The following is a 17,119-nucleotide window of genomic DNA, read 5'->3' as shown; positions in this document are numbered from 1 at the left end:
GCAGTCCTAAAGTCCATCAGACATACCGGGTTGTCAGGTTTAAGGGCCGCTTCGCGTCCCAGCGGGGATAAATCCCCTCGCCACAAAAGCCGTGTTCGCATTTTCAAGGTCCGACACTCATGGCTGATGTTTTACCCAAGGCCCGGTACAATCCGGGCCTTGTTGTTTTCATGACTTAACGCAGGATCACTATGCCGGCTTCATTCGTTCATCTACGCCTGCACACTGAATACTCCCTGGTCGACGGCCTGGTGCGGATCAAGCCATTGGTCAAGACCCTGGTGGGCATGAACATGCCTGCCGTGGCGGTCACCGACCAGAACAACATGTGTTCGCTGGTCAAGTTCTACAAGGCCGCCATGGGCGCCGGGATCAAGCCGATCTGCGGTGCCGACCTGTGGCTGTCGAACAAGGACCCGGACGCACCGTTGAGTCGCATCAGCCTGCTGGTGATGAATGCCGTGGGCTATCGCAACCTCACCGAGCTGATCTCCCGCGGCTTTATCGACGGCCAGCGCAATGGCTCGATCATTATCGAGCGCGAGTGGGTGGCCGAAGCCAGCGAAGGGCTGATCATGCTGTCGGCGGCCAAGGAGGGTGAAATCGGCCTGGCCCTGCTCAGTGGCAACGCCGAAGAGGCCGAGGTCCTGGCACGCGACTGGATGGCGGTGTTCCCCGATCGTTTCTACATCGAAGTGCAACGCACCAATCGCCCCAACGACGAAGAGCACCTGCACGCCGCCGTGGCCCTGGCCGACAAGATTGGCGCGCCACTGGTGGCGACCAACGACGTGCGTTTCATCAAGCAGGAAGATTTCGAGGCCCACGAAACCCGTGTCTGCATCGGTGAGGGCCGCGCCCTTGATGATCCGCGCCGTCCAAAGAACTACAGCGACCAGCAATACCTCAAGAGCGCCGAGGAAATGGCCGAGTTGTTCAGCGACCTGCCGGAGGCGCTGGAAAACACCGTCGAGATCGCCAAGCGCTGCAACATCGAAGTGAAGCTGGGCAAGCACTTCCTGCCCAACTTCCCGATTCCCGATGGCATGACCATCGACGAGTATTTCCGCAAAGTCTCCTTCGATGGCCTCGACGACCGCCTCCGCGTCCTGTTGCCCAAGGACACCACCGAAGATTACGAAGCCAAGCGCCAGGTCTATGTCGATCGGTTGAATTTCGAGCTGGATATCATCATCCAGATGGGTTTTCCCGGTTACTTCCTCATCGTGATGGACTTCATCCAGTGGGCCAAGAACAATGGCGTGCCGGTGGGCCCTGGCCGTGGATCGGGTGCCGGGTCGTTGGTGGCCTATGTGCAGAAGATCACCGACCTCGACCCGCTTGAATATGACCTGCTGTTCGAACGTTTCCTCAACCCTGAGCGGGTATCCATGCCCGACTTCGACGTCGACTTCTGCATGGACGGTCGCGACCGGGTCATCGACTACGTGGCCGAGAAATACGGCCGCAACGCGGTGAGCCAGATCATCACCTTCGGTTCCATGGCCGCCAAGGCGGTGGTGCGTGACGTGGCGCGGGTGCAGGGCAAGTCCTACGGCCTGGCGGATCGTCTGTCGAAGATGATTCCGTTCGAAGTCGGCATGACCCTGGAGAAGGCCTACGAGCAGGAAGAAATCCTGCGGGACTTCATCAAGGTCGATGAAGAAGCCGCGGAAATCTGGGAGATGGCCCGCAAGCTCGAAGGCGTGGTGCGTAACGTTGGCAAGCACGCCGGTGGCGTGGTGATCGCGCCGACCAAACTGACCGACTTCTCGCCGATCTATTGCGATGAAGAAGGCGACGGCCTGGTGACCCAGTTCGACAAGGACGACGTCGAGGCGGCAGGCCTGGTGAAGTTCGACTTCCTCGGCCTGCGCACCCTGACCATCATCGATTGGGCGCTGAAAACCATCAACCGCGACCGGGCCAAGGTCGGCGAAGAACCACTGGACATTGCCTTCATCCCGCTGGATGACAAGCCGACCTACAGCCTGCTGCAAAAAGCCGAAACAACGGCGGTGTTCCAGCTTGAATCCCGGGGCATGAAGGAGCTGATCAAGAAGCTCAAGCCCGACTGCCTGGAAGACCTGATCGCACTGGTGGCCCTGTTCCGTCCGGGGCCCCTGCAATCGGGCATGGTGGATGACTTCATCAACCGTAAGCACGGCCGCGCCGAGCTGGCGTACCCGCACCCGGATTATCAGTACGACGGCCTCAAGCCGGTGCTGGCCCCGACCTACGGCATCATCCTGTACCAGGAACAGGTGATGCAGATTGCCCAGGTGATGGCCGGCTACACCCTCGGCGGCGCGGACATGCTGCGTCGAGCCATGGGTAAGAAAAAGCCCGAGGAAATGGCCAAGCAGCGCGGCGGTTTCATCGAAGGTTGCGCGAACAACGGCATTGATGCGGACCTGGCAGGCAACATCTTCGACCTGGTGGAAAAATTCGCCGGCTACGGCTTCAACAAATCCCACTCCGCCGCCTATGGCCTGGTGTCGTATCAGACGGCATGGTTGAAGGCGCATTACCCGGCGCCATTCATGGCCGCGGTACTGTCGGCGGATATGCACAACACCGACAAGGTCGTGACCTTGATCGAAGAAGTGCGGACCATGAAGCTGCGCCTCGACGCACCGGACGTGAACGCTTCGGAGTTCAAGTTCACGGTGAACGACGAAGGCCGCATCATTTACGGCCTGGGCGCGATCAAGGGGGTGGGCGAGGGGCCGGTGGAAGCCATCACCGAAGCGCGCCAGGACGGGCCGTTCAAGGATCTGTTCGATTTCTGCGCCCGGGTTGACCTCAAGCGCATCAACAAGCGCACCCTCGACGGCTTGATTCGCAGTGGCGCCCTGGACCGCCTGGGGCCTTATTTCCAGGACGAACCCAAGGCCTACCAGGCCAACATCGACCGCAACCGCGCGGTGTTGCTGGCGGCAATGGAGGAGGCGATCAAGGCCGCCGAACAGACTGCCCGCACCCATGACAGCGGCCATGCCGACCTGTTTGGCGGGCTGTTCGTCGAAGAAGACGCCGATGTCTACGGCAATCATCGCAAGGCCAAGGAGCTGACCCTCAAGGAGCGCCTCAAGGGTGAGAAAGACACCCTGGGCCTGTACCTCACCGGGCACCCGATCGACGAATACGAAGGCGAGATCCGCCGTTTCGCCCGTCAGCGCATCATCGACCTCAAGCCGGCGCGCGATACGCAAACCGTCGCCGGCATGATCATCGCCCTGCGGGTGATGAAGAACAAAAAGGGCGACAAGATGGGCTTCATCACCCTCGACGACCGCTCCGGGCGCATCGAGGCGTCACTTTTCGCCGATGCGTTCCACTCGGCGCAGTCGCTGTTGCAGACCGATGCGATGGTGGTGGTGGAAGGCGAGGTCAGCAACGATGACTTTTCCGGTGGCCTGCGGCTGCGGGTCAAGCGGGTGATGAGCATGGAAGATGCCCGTACCAACCTGGCTGAAAGCCTGCGCCTGAAGTTGCAGACCCAGGATCTCAAGGGCGATCAGCTACGCTGGTTGGGCGAATTGTTCAAGCGCCATCGCGGTGCTTGTCCGATCACCATGGAGTACGTACGCCCCGATGCCAAGGCTGTGTTGCAGTTTGGCGAAGGCTGGCGGATCGATCCGGCGGATGCGTTGATTCAAGCCTTGCGTGACCAGTTCGGCAAAGACAACGTCTTCCTCCAATACCGTTGACGGCCAGGGGCCATTCTTGAAACCGGAATACCCCTGATCTCGACCCGAATTTTTAATCTCGACCTGAACGCGCCTCTCCCTTAAGGTAGGCGCGAATAGACAACCGGCCGGCCCAAGCTCTCTTGGGCGTCGACCCAAGACGGACGCCTATGAACCCGAATTTTCTAGATTTCGAACAGCCGATCGCCGACCTGCAAGCCAAGATCGAAGAGTTGCGCTTGGTCGGTAATGACAATTCGCTGAATATCGGCGATGAAATCTCTCGTCTGCAGGACAAAAGTCGCACGCTGACCGAAGACATCTTCGGCAAGCTGACCAGCTGGCAGATCGCTCGCCTGGCGCGTCATCCGCGTCGTCCCTATACCCTGGACTACATCGAGCACATCTTTACCGAGTTCGATGAGCTGCATGGCGATCGTCACTTCTCCGACGACGCCGCGATCGTCGGCGGTGTCGCCCGTCTGGAAAACCAGCCAGTGATGGTGATCGGTCACCAGAAAGGCCGCGAAGTGCGCGAGAAAGTACGCCGCAACTTCGGCATGCCGCGTCCGGAAGGCTACCGCAAGGCCTGCCGCCTGATGGAAATGGCCGAGCGTTTCAAGATGCCGATCCTGACCTTCATCGACACGCCGGGTGCCTACCCGGGCATCGACGCCGAAGAGCGCAACCAGAGCGAAGCAATTGCCTGGAACCTGCGCGTCATGGCACGCCTGAAAACCCCGATCATCGCCACCGTGATTGGCGAAGGCGGTTCCGGCGGTGCGTTGGCCATCGGCGTCTGCGACCAGTTGAACATGCTGCAATATTCCACTTATGCGGTGATCTCGCCGGAAGGTTGCGCCTCGATCTTGTGGAAAACCGCCGAGAAGGCGCCGGATGCCGCCGAGGCCATGGGCATTACCGCCGAGCGTCTCAAAGGCCTGGGTATCGTCGATAAAGTGATCAGCGAGCCAGTCGGCGGCGCTCACCGCGATCCGGCTGCAGCGGCGGCACTGATCCGCGCCGAGCTGAGCTCGCAACTGTCGATGCTCAAGAAGTTCGACAACGAAGCGCTGCTGGCTCGTCGCTACGAGCGGTTGATGAGCTACGGCCTCTGATTCAAGCGCTGTACCCCTGTGTGGGAGCGAGCTTGCTCGCGATGACGGGTTAACATTCAACAGATAAGTTGACTGATACACCGCTATCGCGAGCAAGCTCGCTCCCACATTTGATTTGTGTGAAGGCAGTTGCGATGAATCAGCCTACGATTGATCTGCCAACCCGGCTCCTCAAGCACATGCTCCCCTGGCGCAACGCCGCCACCTGGCGCATCGCCTTCTCCGGCGGCCTCGACTCCACCGTCCTGCTGCACCTGCTCGTAACCCTTTCTCAACGCCAACCCTTGCCCCCGCTGAGCGCTATCCATGTGCATCACGGCCTCCAGGCGGTGGCCGAGGCGTGGCCGGAGCATTGCCGTTCGGTCTGTGTGGCCCTGGGCGTGCCGCTGGACGTGGTGGCTGTGCAAGTGCGCCCAGGCCCCAGTGTCGAGCGCGCCGCGCGGGAAGCGCGTTACGCGGCATTTGTCGCGGCGATCCACAGCGATGAAGTGCTGCTCACTGCCCAGCATCGCGATGACCAGGCCGAAACCCTGCTGTTTCGCCTGCTCAGGGGAGCGGGGGTGAAGGGCCTGGCGGCGATGCCGGCGCAGCGTCCTTTGGGCCAAGGGCATTTGCTGCGGCCCTTGCTCGATGTGCCCCGGGCGGAGCTGGAAGCCTATGCGAGGCAGCAAGGCTTGAGCTGGATCGAAGACCCCTCCAACGACGACCATCGGTACGCGCGCAATTACCTGCGTCAGCGAGTTTTTCCAGTGTTGGCCAAGCAATGGCCCCAAGCTTCGACGACCCTGGCTCGTAGCGCTGCGCACATGGGCGAAGCCCAGGGGTTGCTGGACGATCTGGCGCAAATCGACCTGGCCCGGGCCGCGACCCCGGGCGCGTTCGACTGGCTCGGGCTGCAATCCCTGGCGCTGGCGCCTTTGCGGGCGTTGTCGCCGGCCCGTCAGCGCAACGCCTTGAGCCACTGGCTGGCACCGATGACCCTGCTGCCTGACACCGATCACTGGTCGGGCTGGGACTCGTTGCGCGATGCCGCCGACGATGCCCGGCCGATCTGGCGCCTGGCCGGGGGCGAGCTGCATCGCGCCGCCGGGCGGGTCTGGTGGTTATCCGACCACTGGCTATGTTCGCTGCCAGGCACCGTCGACTGGGCCGATCCGGCGGTTGCGCTGCGCTTGCCGGGCAATGGTCGGGTAGTGCTCGACGGCACGCCGCCTGCGGGACCGCTTAGCGTGCGCTATCGTCAAGGCGGCGAGGTGATGGTGTTAGCGGGTCGTGGTCATCGTGACCTCAAGCGTTTGCTCAATGAAAAGGCCGTGCCGGTGTTCGTTCGCGGTCGATTGCCGCTGCTCTATCAGGGCGAGCACTTGCTGGCGGTGGCCAACCTGGCCGGGCTCGATGCACAGGCTGATGGCAGTTGGCAATTGATCTGGACGCCAGGAAACCAAGATCTGGGTTTGAGCTGAAAGGGGCTTTCCGGTAGACTACGCTCCCTTCTTGATACAACTTCTGTGGATTCGCCTGAATTGCAGGAGTTGCCGATTACCAAGCAGTCTTTGCTGGGCGATTCCAAAAAATGTGTAGCGAGCAACGTACCGGTGATTTCACTTCCGGTCTGTCCCAACGCGGCGGTTTTTTTGAAAGGTGCACTGTGATTAATGCAGGTGATCGGGGGCTTCGGCCTTCCTTCGCTTTCCCCGGCGGCTCGGACCGCTTTAACGCAGACTTCTAGGGTTTTTCATGACGCGCTACATATTCGTCACGGGCGGTGTTGTTTCTTCATTGGGGAAAGGCATTGCCTCGGCTTCATTGGCGGCCATCCTGGAGGCGCGGGGACTTAAGGTCACCATGCTCAAGCTGGACCCGTACATCAACGTCGACCCGGGCACCATGAGCCCGTTCCAGCACGGTGAAGTGTTCGTCACCCACGACGGGGCCGAGACCGACCTGGACCTGGGCCACTACGAGCGGTTCATCCGCACGACCATGACCCAGAACAACAATTTCACCACCGGCCGTGTCTACGAACACGTGCTGCGCAAGGAGCGTCGTGGTGACTACCTGGGCGCGACCATCCAGGTCATCCCGCACATCACCGACGAAATCAAGCGCCGCATCATCAAGGGTGCTGGCGATGCCGACGTGGCGATGGTCGAAATCGGCGGCACCGTGGGCGACATCGAGTCCCAGCCGTTCCTCGAGGCCATCCGCCAGTTGCGTTTTGAAATCGGCGCCAAGCGCGCGATGCTGATGCACCTGACACTGGTGCCGTACATCGCCACGGCCGGCGAAACCAAGACCAAGCCCACCCAGCACTCGGTCAAGGAGCTGCGTTCCATCGGCCTGCAGCCAGATGTCCTGATCTGCCGCTCCGATCACCCGATCGACATCTCTTCGCGTCGCAAGATCGCCCAGTTCACCAACGTTGAAGAGCGTGCGGTCATCGGTCTGGAAGACGCCGACACCATCTACAAGATTCCGGGCATCCTGCACTCCCAGGGCCTGGACGACTTCGTCGTCGAGCGCTTCGGCCTGCAATGCGCCAGTGCCGATCTGTCCGAGTGGGAAGCCGTGGTCGATGCCAAGCTCAACCCGGAGCACGAAGTCACCATCGCCATGGTTGGCAAGTACATGGAGCTGCTGGACGCCTACAAGTCGCTGATCGAGGCGATGAGTCACGCCGGCATTAGCAACCGTACCAAGGTCAACCTGCGCTACATCGATTCCGAAGACATCGAGAACCAGGGCACCGGCCTGCTCGAAGGCGCCGATGCGATCCTCGTGCCGGGCGGCTTCGGCCTGCGGGGCGTGGAAGGCAAGATCACTGCCGTGCAATACGCTCGCGAAAACAAGGTGCCCTACCTGGGTATCTGCCTGGGCATGCAAGTGGCGGTCATCGAGTTCGCCCGTAACGTGTTGGGCTGGAAAGATGCCAACTCCACCGAATTCGATCGCGCCAGCGGCCATCCGGTCGTGGGCCTGATCACCGAGTGGGAAGACGCCACCGGTGCCGTGGAAGTGCGTACCGAAAGTTCGGACCTGGGCGGCACCATGCGTCTCGGTGCCCAGGAATGCCTGCTGGAAGCCGGCTCCAAGGTGCACGATTGCTACGCCAAGGATGTGATCGTCGAGCGTCACCGTCATCGCTACGAAGTGAACAACAACCTGCTGCCGCAGTTGATCGAAGCCGGCCTGAAAATCTCCGGTCGTTCCGGTGACGGCGCGCTGGTCGAAGTGGTCGAGGCCCCGGATCACCCATGGTTCGTCGCCTGCCAGTTCCACCCCGAGTTCACCTCGACACCACGGGACGGTCATCCGTTGTTCAGCGGTTTCGTGAAAGCCGCTTTGGCTCAACACCAGAAAAAGGCATAAGACGATGGCTCAGAAGATCATCCGCGTCGGCGACATCGAGGTTGCCAACGACAAACCCATGGTGCTGTTTGGCGGCATGAACGTGCTGGAAAGCCGCGACATGGCGATGCAGGTCTGCGAAGAGTACGTGAAGGTTACCCAGAAACTGGGGATTCCTTATGTCTTCAAGGCCAGTTTCGACAAGGCCAACCGTTCGTCGGTGACGTCCTACCGTGGCCCAGGCCTGGAAGAAGGCATGCGGATCTTCCAGGACATCAAGCAAGCCTTTGGCGTGCCGATCATCACCGACGTCCACGAGCCGGTCCAGGCCGCCGTCGCTGCCGAGGTCTGCGACGTCATCCAGTTGCCGGCCTTCCTGTCGCGCCAGACCGACCTGGTGGTCGCGATGGCCAAGACCGGCGCGGTGATCAATATCAAGAAAGCCCAGTTCCTCGCGCCCCAGGAAATGAAACACATCCTGAGCAAGTGCGAAGAGGCCGGCAATGACCAGTTGATCCTCTGCGAGCGTGGTTCGAGCTTCGGCTACAACAACCTGGTGGTGGACATGCTCGGCTTCGGCATCATGAAGCAGTTTGAGTACCCGGTGCTCTTCGACGTGACGCATGCCTTGCAGATGCCTGGCGGCCGTTCCGACTCCGCTGGCGGTCGTCGCGCCCAGGTCACTGACCTGGCCAAGGCGGGCATGAGCCAGTCCCTGGCCGGCCTGTTCCTTGAAGCCCACCCCGATCCAGACAACGCCAAGTGCGATGGTCCTTGTGCCTTGCGTTTGAACAAGCTGGAACCCTTCCTGTCTCAGCTCAAGGCGTTGGACGAGCTGGTCAAGAGTTTTCCGACGATAGAAACCGCGTAACGCGGTTTTCTCCGGTAAAGTACCGCTCGATTATCGCTCTGGCCTGCGGGCCGCACCGTTCTTGAGGGCACGCCTTGTACCCTGTGGCAAGGGCGCTTGCTCCCGCGGGAGTGCGAAGCGCTCCCGTTGAGTTCAAGTCGTGTCGCAGCCGAGTGGGAGCAAGCTTCCTGCAACGTTCTAGTCAACTTTGGAGTGTTTACAACAATGGCAAAAATCGTCGACATCAAAGGTCGTGAAGTTCTCGACTCCCGTGGCAACCCCACTGTTGAAGCGGACGTGCTTCTCGACAACGGTATCATCGGCAGCGCCTGCGCGCCGTCCGGTGCTTCCACTGGCTCGCGCGAAGCGCTGGAGCTGCGTGATGGCGACAAGAGCCGTTACCTGGGCAAGGGCGTGCTCAAAGCCGTCGCCAACATCAACGGTCCGATCCGTGACCTGTTGCTGGGCAAGGATCCTGCCGACCAGAAAGCCCTCGATCACGCGATGATCAAGCTCGACGGTACCGAAAACAAAGCCACCCTGGGCGCCAACGCGATCCTCGCCGTGTCCCTGGCCGCTGCCAAGGCCGCGGCCCAGGACCAGGACCTGCCGCTGTACGCCCACATCGCCAACCTCAACGGTACCCCGGGTGTCTACTCGATGCCGGTGCCGATGATGAACATCATCAACGGCGGCGAGCATGCCGATAACAACGTCGACATCCAGGAATTCATGGTGCAGCCGGTTGGCGCCAAGACCTTCTCCGAAGGCCTGCGCATGGGCACCGAGATTTTCCATCACCTCAAGGCTGTGCTCAAAGCCCGTGGCCTGAGCACTGCGGTTGGCGACGAAGGCGGTTTCGCACCGAACCTGGCGTCCAACGAAGACGCGCTGAAAGTGATCTCCGAAGCCGTGGCCAACGCTGGCTACAAGCTGGGCACCGACGTGACCCTGGCTCTGGACTGCGCCGCCAGTGAGTTCTTCGAAGACGGCAAGTACAACCTGTCCGGCGAAGGCCAGGTGTTCACTGCCGAAGGTTTCGCCGACTACCTCAAGGGCCTGACCGAACGTTATCCGATCATCTCCATCGAAGACGGCCTGGACGAGTCCGACTGGGCTGGCTGGAAAATCCTCACCGACAAGATCGGCGAGAAAACCCAGCTGGTGGGTGACGACCTGTTCGTGACCAACACCAAGATCCTGAAAGAAGGCATCGACAAGAAGATCGCCAATTCGATCCTGATCAAGTTCAACCAGATCGGCACCCTGACCGAAACCCTGGAAGCCATCCAGATGGCCAAGGCTGCCGGCTACACCGCCGTGATCTCCCACCGTTCCGGTGAAACCGAAGACTCGACCATTGCCGACCTGGCCGTGGGCACTGCGGCGGGCCAGATCAAGACCGGTTCGCTGTGCCGTTCCGATCGCGTTTCCAAGTACAACCAACTGCTGCGTATCGAAGAGCAATTGAATGGCAAGGCCAAGTACAACGGTCGCGCCGAGTTTCGCGGTTAAGCGGTAAATGGTAAAAAGACAGCGGTTTAGGTCGCAAAAGTCGCCATGGCGGCGGTTTTGCCTCTAATCTGATGCCTTATCAAGCACAAGCCTGGTTCTTCCAGGCTTCGTGCTATCAGACGCTTCAAAGTTTGGCATGGCGGTCTTTTTTCACTGGATACTGATATTCGATGCGCAGTCCCAATTGGTTGTTTCTTGTCTTGCTCCTGTTGCTGGCCGGCCTGCAGTACCGCCTGTGGGTGGGCAATGGCAGCTTGGCGCAAGTGGCCGACCTGACTCAGCAAATTGCCGACCAACACGCCGAAAACGAGGCGCTGCTGGAGCGTAATCGGGTGATGGACGCCGAAGTGACAGAGCTGAAAAAAGGCATGGAGACCGTTGAAGAGCGGGCTCGACATGAACTGGGCATGGTCAAGGAGGGCGAAACCCTCTACCAGTTGGCCCAATGAGTATTCGTTTGCCGGCCTTCTGGGCCGTAATTCCTGCCGCGGGCGTTGGCGCTCGTATGGCTGCGGACCGTCCCAAGCAATACTTGCAATTGGGCGGACGCACAATTCTTGAACACAGCCTCGGCTGTTTTCTCGACCATCCCACCGTCAAGGGCGTGGTGGTCAGCCTCGCACACGATGATCCCTACTGGCCGACCCTGGCCTGTGCCAACGACACACGCATCCAGCGTGTCGACGGTGGCGAGCAACGTTCGGATTCAGTGCTCAATGCCTTGCTGCACCTGCACGAGCAGGGCGCCGACGATCACGACTGGGTACTGGTGCACGACGCTGCCCGGCCCAACCTGGCCCGGGCCGACCTGGACACACTGCTCAGCGAGTTGGCGAACGACCCGGTCGGTGGCCTGCTGGCCGTTCCGGCGCGCGACACCCTCAAGCGCGTCGACAAACACGGCCGCGTGCTGGAGACCGTTGATCGCAGCGTGATCTGGCAAGCCTACACGCCACAGATGTTCCGCCTCGGCGCCTTGCATCGGGCCCTGGCTGACAGCCTGGTGGCGGATGCGGTGATTACCGATGACGCGTCCGCCATGGAGTGGGCGGGGCAGGCGCCACGGCTGATCGAAGGGCGGGCCGATAACATCAAGGTCACCCGGCCGGAAGATTTGGAGTGGTTGCGCCAGCGCTGGGCGAATCGGCATTAAACGGGATCTGTTCCCTCGTTAGATCGTCAGCCCAGGCAACAAAGACCCCCGGTCACCCCCGATACTCCGGCCGCCCAGCCAACCCTTCCTTCAAATACTCCACCAACTTGCGCACCTTCGGCGACAGATGCCGCTGCTGTGGATACAACGCCCACACCGCCGTATTCGGCGGCTGATGGGCTTCCAACAGCGAGATCAACGCACCACTGTGCAAATGCTCCAGCACGTAATAATCCGGCAGTTGGCACAACCCCACGCCCTGCAGCGCCGCATCGAGCACCGCTTGCCCGCTGTTGCAGCGCCAGTTTCCCTGTACCCGTTGGGAAAATTCCCGCCCGTTCTGTTCCAGTTGCCAGATGTCGGAGCTGCCGATCAGACAATTGTGGCGGCTCAGTTCCGACAGACTGTGGGGTCGCCCGTAGCGTTCCAGGTATGAGGGTGAAGCGCACAGGTACATGCGCCGCGGTGCCAGGCGCGTAGCGACCAGGCGGGAGTCCTGCAAGCGACCCAGGCGAATCGCCAGGTCCAGGCTCTCATGTACCAGGTCCAATGGGCGATTGCTCAGCTCGATGTCGACCCGCAGTTGCGGGTAGAGCCCCATGAAGCGCGTCACCAGCGGCACGATAAACCGCTCGCCATAGGCCACGGCGCAGGTCATGCGCAGCATGCCCTTGGGTTCGCTGGCCAAGTCGCCGACGGCCCGCAGTGCTTCCTCGCGTCCGTCCTGCAGGCGCTGGCAATGCTGCAAAAAGGTTTGCCCGGCCTCGGTCAGTGTCACTCGGCGGGTACTGCGGTACAGCAAACGTGTCTGTAGACGTTCTTCGAGCCGTACGATTTGTCGACTGATATGGGAGGACGACACCCCGAGGCGTTCGGCGGCGGCGGTGAATTGACTGCATTCGGCTACGGCGACGAACTCGTCGATCCCCTCCCAGCGGTTTTCGGACATGAAGGATTATCCCTGTACGGCAATAATGTTTTGCTTTTGATTGGATTATTCATCGTCTGGCGGAGGATTACACTCCCGGTCTTGTTTTTATTTGCTGGAGAGACCGGATGATCAAGTCGCGCGCTGCCGTTGCCTTCGAGGCCAAGAAACCCCTGGAAATCGTTGAAGTCGACGTCGCCATGCCCAAGGCGGGCGAAGTGCTGTTGCGCGTGGTGGCTTCCGGTGTCTGCCACACCGATGCCTACACCTTGTCGGGCGCCGACCCGGAAGGGATCTTCCCGTCGATCCTCGGCCACGAAGGCGGCGCTATTGTCGAAGCCGTCGGCGAAGGCGTGACCTCGGTCGCGGTGGGGGACCATGTGATCCCGCTGTACACCCCGGAGTGCGGCCAGTGCAAATTCTGTAAGTCGGGCAAGACCAACCTCTGCCAAGCGATTCGCGCCACCCAGGGCAAAGGCCTGATGCCGGACGGCACTTCGCGCTTTTCCTACAAGGGCGAGACGATTTTCCACTACATGGGCACCTCGACATTCTCGGAGTACACCGTACTGCCGGAAATCTCCGTCGCGAAGATTCCAAAAGAAGCCCCGCTGGAAAAAGTCTGCCTGCTGGGGTGCGGCGTCACCACCGGTATCGGCGCGGTCCTCAACACCGCCAAGGTCAAGCCAGGCGACACCGTTGCGATCTTCGGCCTGGGCGGCATCGGCCTGTCGGCGGTGATTGGTGCCGTGAAGGCCAAGGCCTCGCGCATCATTGCCATTGACATCAACCCGGCCAAGTTCGAAATCGCCAAGCAACTGGGTGCCACCGATTGCGTCAACCCGAAAGACTTCGATCGTCCGATCCAGGAGGTCATCGTGGATATGACCGACGGCGGCGTGGACTTTTCCTTCGAGTGCATCGGCAATGTCCAGTTGATGCGTGCCGCGCTGGAGTGCTGCCACAAAGGCTGGGGCGAGTCGGTGATCATCGGCGTGGCCGGCGCCGGCCAGGAAATCGCCACCCGTCCCTTCCAGTTGGTGACCGGGCGCGTCTGGCGCGGTTCGGCCTTTGGTGGCGTGCGCGGTCGCAGCGAATTGCCAAGCTATGTGGAAATGGCCGAGAAGGGCGAGATCCCGCTGGATACTTTCATTACCCACACCATGGGCCTGGAAGATATCAACAAGGCATTCGACCTGATGCATGAAGGCAAGAGCATCCGCACCGTCATTAATTTTTAAGGAGCAGCTGCAAGCGGCAAGCTACAAGCTGCAAGTGGGCATCGCGTTCTCTTGCAGCTTGAGGCTTGAGGCTTGAGGCTGAAATGCAATGAACCTCGAAAATCTCTCCTGCCAGAAAAGCTTCGACGGCTGGCACAAACGTTACCGGCACCGTTCCGACGTGCTCGGTTGTGACATGGTGTTTGCCGTGTACCTGCCGCCGCAAGCGGAGCAGGGCGGCAAGTTGCCTGTTCTGTACTGGTTGTCCGGGTTGACCTGCACCGACGAGAACTTCATGCAAAAGGCCGGTGCCCAGCGCATGGCCGCCGAGTTGGGCCTGATCATCGTTGCGCCGGACACCAGCCCCCGTGGCGCCGACGTGCCGGGCGATCCGGACGGCGCCTGGGACTTCGGCCTGGGGGCGGGTTTTTATCTGAACGCCACGCAGGATCCGTGGGCGCGGCACTATCGGATGCATGACTACGTGGTGCAGGAATTGCCGGCGCTGGTCGAAGCGCATTTCCCGGCTTCTGACAAACGTGGCATCAGTGGCCACTCCATGGGCGGCCACGGTGCGCTGGTCTGCGCCTTGCGCAACCCGGGGCGTTACCGTTCGGTGTCGGCCTTTTCGCCGATCAACAATCCGATGGATTGCCCATGGGGCCAGAAGGCTTTCTCTCGTTACCTGGGGGAAGACCGCTCGAAATGGCGTGAATGGGATGCCTGTGCGTTGATTGCCGAGGCGCAGGAGAAGCTGCCATTGCTGGTGGACCAGGGTGATCGTGATGATTTCCTGGCCAACCAGCTCAAGCCCGAAGCCCTGCAACAGGCGGCCAAGGCTGCCGACCATCCGTTGGAATTGCGCTTGCAACCGGGCTACGACCACAGTTACTTCTTCATCGCCAGCTTCATCGACGACCACTTGCAGCATCATGCGCGCGCTCTAAACGTCTAATGCAGGTAGAATCACGCCCTGACAAAAATCGGGGCGTTTTTTTATGCGTATTGGCCACGGCTACGATGTTCACCGTTTCGCTGAAGGCGACTTCATTACTCTGGGCGGCGTGCGGATCGCACACGGCTTCGGGCTGCTTGCGCATTCTGACGGTGATGTCCTGCTGCATGCCTTGAGCGATGCACTGCTCGGCGCGGCGGCCCTGGGTGACATCGGCCAGCACTTCCCCGACACCGACCCGCAATTCAAGGGCGCCGACAGCCGCGTGCTGCTGCGTCATGTGGTTTCGCTGATCCACGCCAAGGGCTGGAAAGTCGGCAATGTCGATAACACCATCGTTGCCCAGGCCCCCAAGATGGCGCCGCACATCGAAGCGATGCGCCAATTGATTGCCGAGGATCTTCAAGTTGAGTTGGACCAAGTGAACGTGAAAGCCACCACCACCGAGAAGCTGGGCTTCGTCGGTCGCGAAGAAGGCATTGCCGTCCACTCCGTTGCCTTGTTGCTGCGCCCATGACCGAACTGGAACTGTTGGGGCCGCGGGCCTACGGCGAACCGCTGGGCAGTGCGGTACTCAAGGCCACCGCTGAAGATTTCCAGGTCGATGAAGTGCTCGACATCCCGTTGACCGGTGATGGCGAGCACTTGTGGATCTGGGTTGAAAAACGGGGTTTGAACACCGAAGAAGCCGCCCGGCGAATCGCCAAGGCTGCCGGCGTGCCGTTGCGCACTGTCAGCTACGCCGGGCTCAAGGACCGTCAGGCCCTGACCCGCCAGTGGTTCAGCGTCCAATTGCCGGGCAAGGCCGATCCGGACCTGTCGGCGGCAGAGAACGACACGCTGAAAATCCTCAAGACCGCACGCCACAGGCGCAAGCTGCAACGCGGCGCGCACTCGGCCAATGGCTTTACCTTGCGCCTGACTCAATTCAACGGCGACACGACGGCGATCGATACGCGGCTGCAACAGATCGTCCGCCAGGGCATCCCCAACTATTTTGGCGCCCAGCGCTTCGGCCATGACGGCGGCAATGTCGTCGATGCCCGGGCCTGGGCGGCGCGCAAGGCGTTGCCGGAACAGCGCAATGTACGCTCGCGGTTGTTGTCCACCGCCCGCAGCTTTCTGTTCAACCGGGTGTTGGCGGCGCGGGTTGCCGACGGTACCTGGCAGCAAGCGCAGGTGGGTGACTTGCTCGCCTTCACCGACAGCCGCAGTTTTTTCCCTGCCGGCGAGGCTGAGTGCAGCGACCCGCGCCTGGCCATTCTCGACCTGCACCCGACCGGGCCGCAGTGGGGCGAAGGACCGTCGCCTGCCGCCGGCGCGACGTTCGAGTTGGAACAAGCCATCGCCGCGGGCGAAGCCGACCTGCGGGACTGGTTGATAAACGCGGGAATGAGTCACGAACGTCGCATCCTGCGACTGCCCATTGGCGGCCTGTCGTGGCATTATCCCCAGCCTGACATTCTGCAACTGGAATTCGTCCTGCCGGCCGGATGTTTCGCCACTGTCTTGGTGCGCGAACTCGTCGATTTGGTGCCGGTGGGGCAGACGGACAGCCCATGCGTATTCTGATTTCTAACGACGACGGGGTGACAGCACCCGGTCTTGCCGCGCTTTATGCTGCGCTGGCGGATTTTGCCGAGTGCGTGGTCATCGCCCCGGACCAGGACAAAAGCGGCGCCAGCAGCTCGCTGACGCTCGACCGTCCGTTGCACCCCTGCTATCTGGATAACGGTTTCATCAGCCTCAACGGGACGCCGACCGATTGCGTGCACCTGGGCCTCAACGGCTTGCTGGAGCGCGAGCCGGACATGGTGGCGTCAGGTATCAACCTGGGTGCCAACCTGGGGGACGACGTGCTTTATTCCGGCACGGTTGCCGCCGCCCTGGAAGGTCGTTTCCTGGACAAGCCATCGTTTGCCTTTTCGTTTGTTTCGCGGCAGGTCGATAACTTGCCGACCGCTGCCTATTTCGCCCGTAAACTGGTCGAAGCCCACGGCGAGTTGGAGCTGCCGCCACGCACGGTACTGAACGTGAATATCCCCAACCTGCCGCTCGATCACATCCGTGGCATCCAGCTCACTCGCCTGGGCCACCGTGCCCGGGCCGCCAAACCAATGCATGTCGTCGACCCGCGCGGCAAGGCCGGTTACTGGATCGCCGCCGCCGGTGATGCCGAAGACGGCGGGCCGGGCACTGATTTCCATGCGGTGATGCAAGGTTATGTCTCGATCACGCCGTTGCAGTTGGACCGTACCTTCAACGACGCCTTTCGAAATCTCGATGGCTGGCTGGAGGGGCTGCGCTGATGGCTCGTGAGCAAGACGATATGCTGCGCCG

General features: G+C 61.1%; 14 protein-coding genes. 13 read left to right on the top strand and 1 reads right to left on the bottom strand.

What is annotated here, in order from left to right:
- Window positions 1-191 precede the first annotated feature (191 nt).
- From dnaE to ispD, 8 genes are all read left to right on the top strand, one after another.
- Window positions 192-3,713, top strand: a complete 3,522-nt coding sequence (gene dnaE / locus BT116_RS11395) for a DNA polymerase III subunit alpha (protein ID WP_072343405.1) — start codon at window positions 192-194, stop codon at window positions 3,711-3,713.
- 149 nt (window positions 3,714-3,862) lie between these two features.
- The gene (locus BT116_RS11390; protein ID WP_072343403.1) at window positions 3,863-4,810 is read left to right on the top strand and encodes an acetyl-CoA carboxylase carboxyltransferase subunit alpha; all 948 of its coding nucleotides are present in this window, start codon (window positions 3,863-3,865) and stop codon (window positions 4,808-4,810) included.
- A gap of 134 nt (window positions 4,811-4,944) precedes the next feature.
- Window positions 4,945-6,273: a tRNA lysidine(34) synthetase TilS gene (gene tilS, locus BT116_RS11385; RefSeq protein WP_072343400.1), complete on the top strand. Its 1,329-nt coding sequence runs from the start codon at window positions 4,945-4,947 to the stop codon at window positions 6,271-6,273.
- 274 nt (window positions 6,274-6,547) lie between these two features.
- A complete protein-coding gene (locus BT116_RS11380) occupies window positions 6,548-8,179 on the top strand; it encodes a CTP synthase (RefSeq protein ID WP_003198266.1) in 1,632 nt (543 codons plus the stop codon).
- A gap of 4 nt (window positions 8,180-8,183) precedes the next feature.
- Window positions 8,184-9,029 carry a 3-deoxy-8-phosphooctulonate synthase gene (gene kdsA, locus BT116_RS11375; protein WP_063322754.1) on the top strand — a complete coding sequence of 282 codons (846 nt, stop codon included), beginning with the start codon at window positions 8,184-8,186 and terminating at the stop codon, window positions 9,027-9,029.
- A gap of 204 nt (window positions 9,030-9,233) precedes the next feature.
- The gene (gene eno, locus BT116_RS11370; RefSeq protein ID WP_030139475.1) at window positions 9,234-10,523 is read left to right on the top strand and encodes a phosphopyruvate hydratase; all 1,290 of its coding nucleotides are present in this window, start codon (window positions 9,234-9,236) and stop codon (window positions 10,521-10,523) included.
- Between the two features lie 170 nt (window positions 10,524-10,693).
- Window positions 10,694-10,972 (top strand): cell division protein FtsB, encoded by a 279-nt coding sequence (gene ftsB, locus BT116_RS11365; protein WP_003184873.1) that lies wholly within the window; start codon window positions 10,694-10,696, stop codon window positions 10,970-10,972.
- Window positions 10,969-11,676 (top strand): 2-C-methyl-D-erythritol 4-phosphate cytidylyltransferase, encoded by a 708-nt coding sequence (ispD, locus tag BT116_RS11360; RefSeq protein WP_072343398.1) that lies wholly within the window; start codon window positions 10,969-10,971, stop codon window positions 11,674-11,676. The genes ftsB and ispD overlap by 4 nt, the downstream gene beginning before the upstream one ends.
- A 52-nt stretch (window positions 11,677-11,728) precedes the next feature.
- Here ispD and BT116_RS11355 read toward each other — a convergent pair whose 3' ends face one another.
- The gene (locus BT116_RS11355; RefSeq protein WP_072343395.1) at window positions 11,729-12,625 is read right to left on the bottom strand and encodes a LysR family transcriptional regulator; all 897 of its coding nucleotides are present in this window, start codon (window positions 12,623-12,625) and stop codon (window positions 11,729-11,731) included.
- A gap of 107 nt (window positions 12,626-12,732) precedes the next feature.
- Between BT116_RS11355 and BT116_RS11350 the strand changes: the two genes are divergently transcribed.
- The 5 genes from BT116_RS11350 (at window position 12,733) to surE (ending at window position 17,088) form a co-directional block, all read left to right on the top strand.
- Window positions 12,733-13,845 carry an S-(hydroxymethyl)glutathione dehydrogenase/class III alcohol dehydrogenase gene (locus BT116_RS11350; protein WP_072343393.1) on the top strand — a complete coding sequence of 371 codons (1,113 nt, stop codon included), beginning with the start codon at window positions 12,733-12,735 and terminating at the stop codon, window positions 13,843-13,845.
- Window positions 13,846-13,933: 88 nt separating this feature from the next.
- Entirely contained in the window at window positions 13,934-14,779 is an 846-nt protein-coding gene (gene fghA / locus BT116_RS11345; RefSeq protein ID WP_072343391.1) for an S-formylglutathione hydrolase, read from the top strand.
- Between the two features lie 43 nt (window positions 14,780-14,822).
- On the top strand, window positions 14,823-15,296 hold the full coding sequence (gene ispF, locus BT116_RS11340) for a 2-C-methyl-D-erythritol 2,4-cyclodiphosphate synthase (protein ID WP_072343388.1): 474 nt from the start codon (window positions 14,823-14,825) through the stop codon (window positions 15,294-15,296).
- Window positions 15,293-16,351, top strand: a complete 1,059-nt coding sequence (gene truD, locus BT116_RS11335) for a tRNA pseudouridine(13) synthase TruD (protein WP_072343384.1) — start codon at window positions 15,293-15,295, stop codon at window positions 16,349-16,351. Before ispF ends, truD begins: the two co-directional genes overlap by 4 nt.
- Window positions 16,339-17,088 carry a 5'/3'-nucleotidase SurE gene (gene surE / locus BT116_RS11330; protein ID WP_072343382.1) on the top strand — a complete coding sequence of 250 codons (750 nt, stop codon included), beginning with the start codon at window positions 16,339-16,341 and terminating at the stop codon, window positions 17,086-17,088. The genes truD and surE overlap by 13 nt, the downstream gene beginning before the upstream one ends.
- The last annotated feature ends 31 nt before the right edge of the window (window positions 17,089-17,119 follow it).

The sequence above is a fragment of the Pseudomonas sp. NFACC16-2 genome, assembly GCF_900119205.1.
Classification (GTDB): domain Bacteria; phylum Pseudomonadota; class Gammaproteobacteria; order Pseudomonadales; family Pseudomonadaceae; genus Aquipseudomonas; species Aquipseudomonas fluorescens_Q.
The sequence above is the reverse complement of the archived record's forward strand: the minus strand, read 5'-3'. Positions and strand labels throughout refer to the sequence as shown.

Excerpts from the sequence above, each read along its gene's own strand:
- ftsB (WP_003184873.1), top strand. The coding sequence starts at position 10,694 with ATGCGCAGTCCCAATTGGTTGTTTCTTGTCTTGCTCCTGTTGCTGGCC.
- BT116_RS11380 (WP_003198266.1), top strand. The coding sequence starts at position 6,548 with ATGACGCGCTACATATTCGTCACGGGCGGTGTTGTTTCTTCATTGGGG.
- ispF (WP_072343388.1), top strand. The coding sequence starts at position 14,823 with ATGCGTATTGGCCACGGCTACGATGTTCACCGTTTCGCTGAAGGCGAC.
- dnaE (WP_072343405.1), top strand. The coding sequence starts at position 192 with ATGCCGGCTTCATTCGTTCATCTACGCCTGCACACTGAATACTCCCTG.
- BT116_RS11355 (WP_072343395.1), bottom strand. The coding sequence starts at position 12,625 with ATGTCCGAAAACCGCTGGGAGGGGATCGACGAGTTCGTCGCCGTAGCC.
- ispD (WP_072343398.1), top strand. The coding sequence starts at position 10,969 with ATGAGTATTCGTTTGCCGGCCTTCTGGGCCGTAATTCCTGCCGCGGGC.
- truD (WP_072343384.1), top strand. The coding sequence starts at position 15,293 with ATGACCGAACTGGAACTGTTGGGGCCGCGGGCCTACGGCGAACCGCTG.
- tilS (WP_072343400.1), top strand. The coding sequence starts at position 4,945 with ATGAATCAGCCTACGATTGATCTGCCAACCCGGCTCCTCAAGCACATG.
- BT116_RS11350 (WP_072343393.1), top strand. The coding sequence starts at position 12,733 with ATGATCAAGTCGCGCGCTGCCGTTGCCTTCGAGGCCAAGAAACCCCTG.
- eno (WP_030139475.1), top strand. The coding sequence starts at position 9,234 with ATGGCAAAAATCGTCGACATCAAAGGTCGTGAAGTTCTCGACTCCCGT.
- BT116_RS11390 (WP_072343403.1), top strand. The coding sequence starts at position 3,863 with ATGAACCCGAATTTTCTAGATTTCGAACAGCCGATCGCCGACCTGCAA.
- surE (WP_072343382.1), top strand. The coding sequence starts at position 16,339 with ATGCGTATTCTGATTTCTAACGACGACGGGGTGACAGCACCCGGTCTT.
- fghA (WP_072343391.1), top strand. The coding sequence starts at position 13,934 with ATGAACCTCGAAAATCTCTCCTGCCAGAAAAGCTTCGACGGCTGGCAC.
- kdsA (WP_063322754.1), top strand. The coding sequence starts at position 8,184 with ATGGCTCAGAAGATCATCCGCGTCGGCGACATCGAGGTTGCCAACGAC.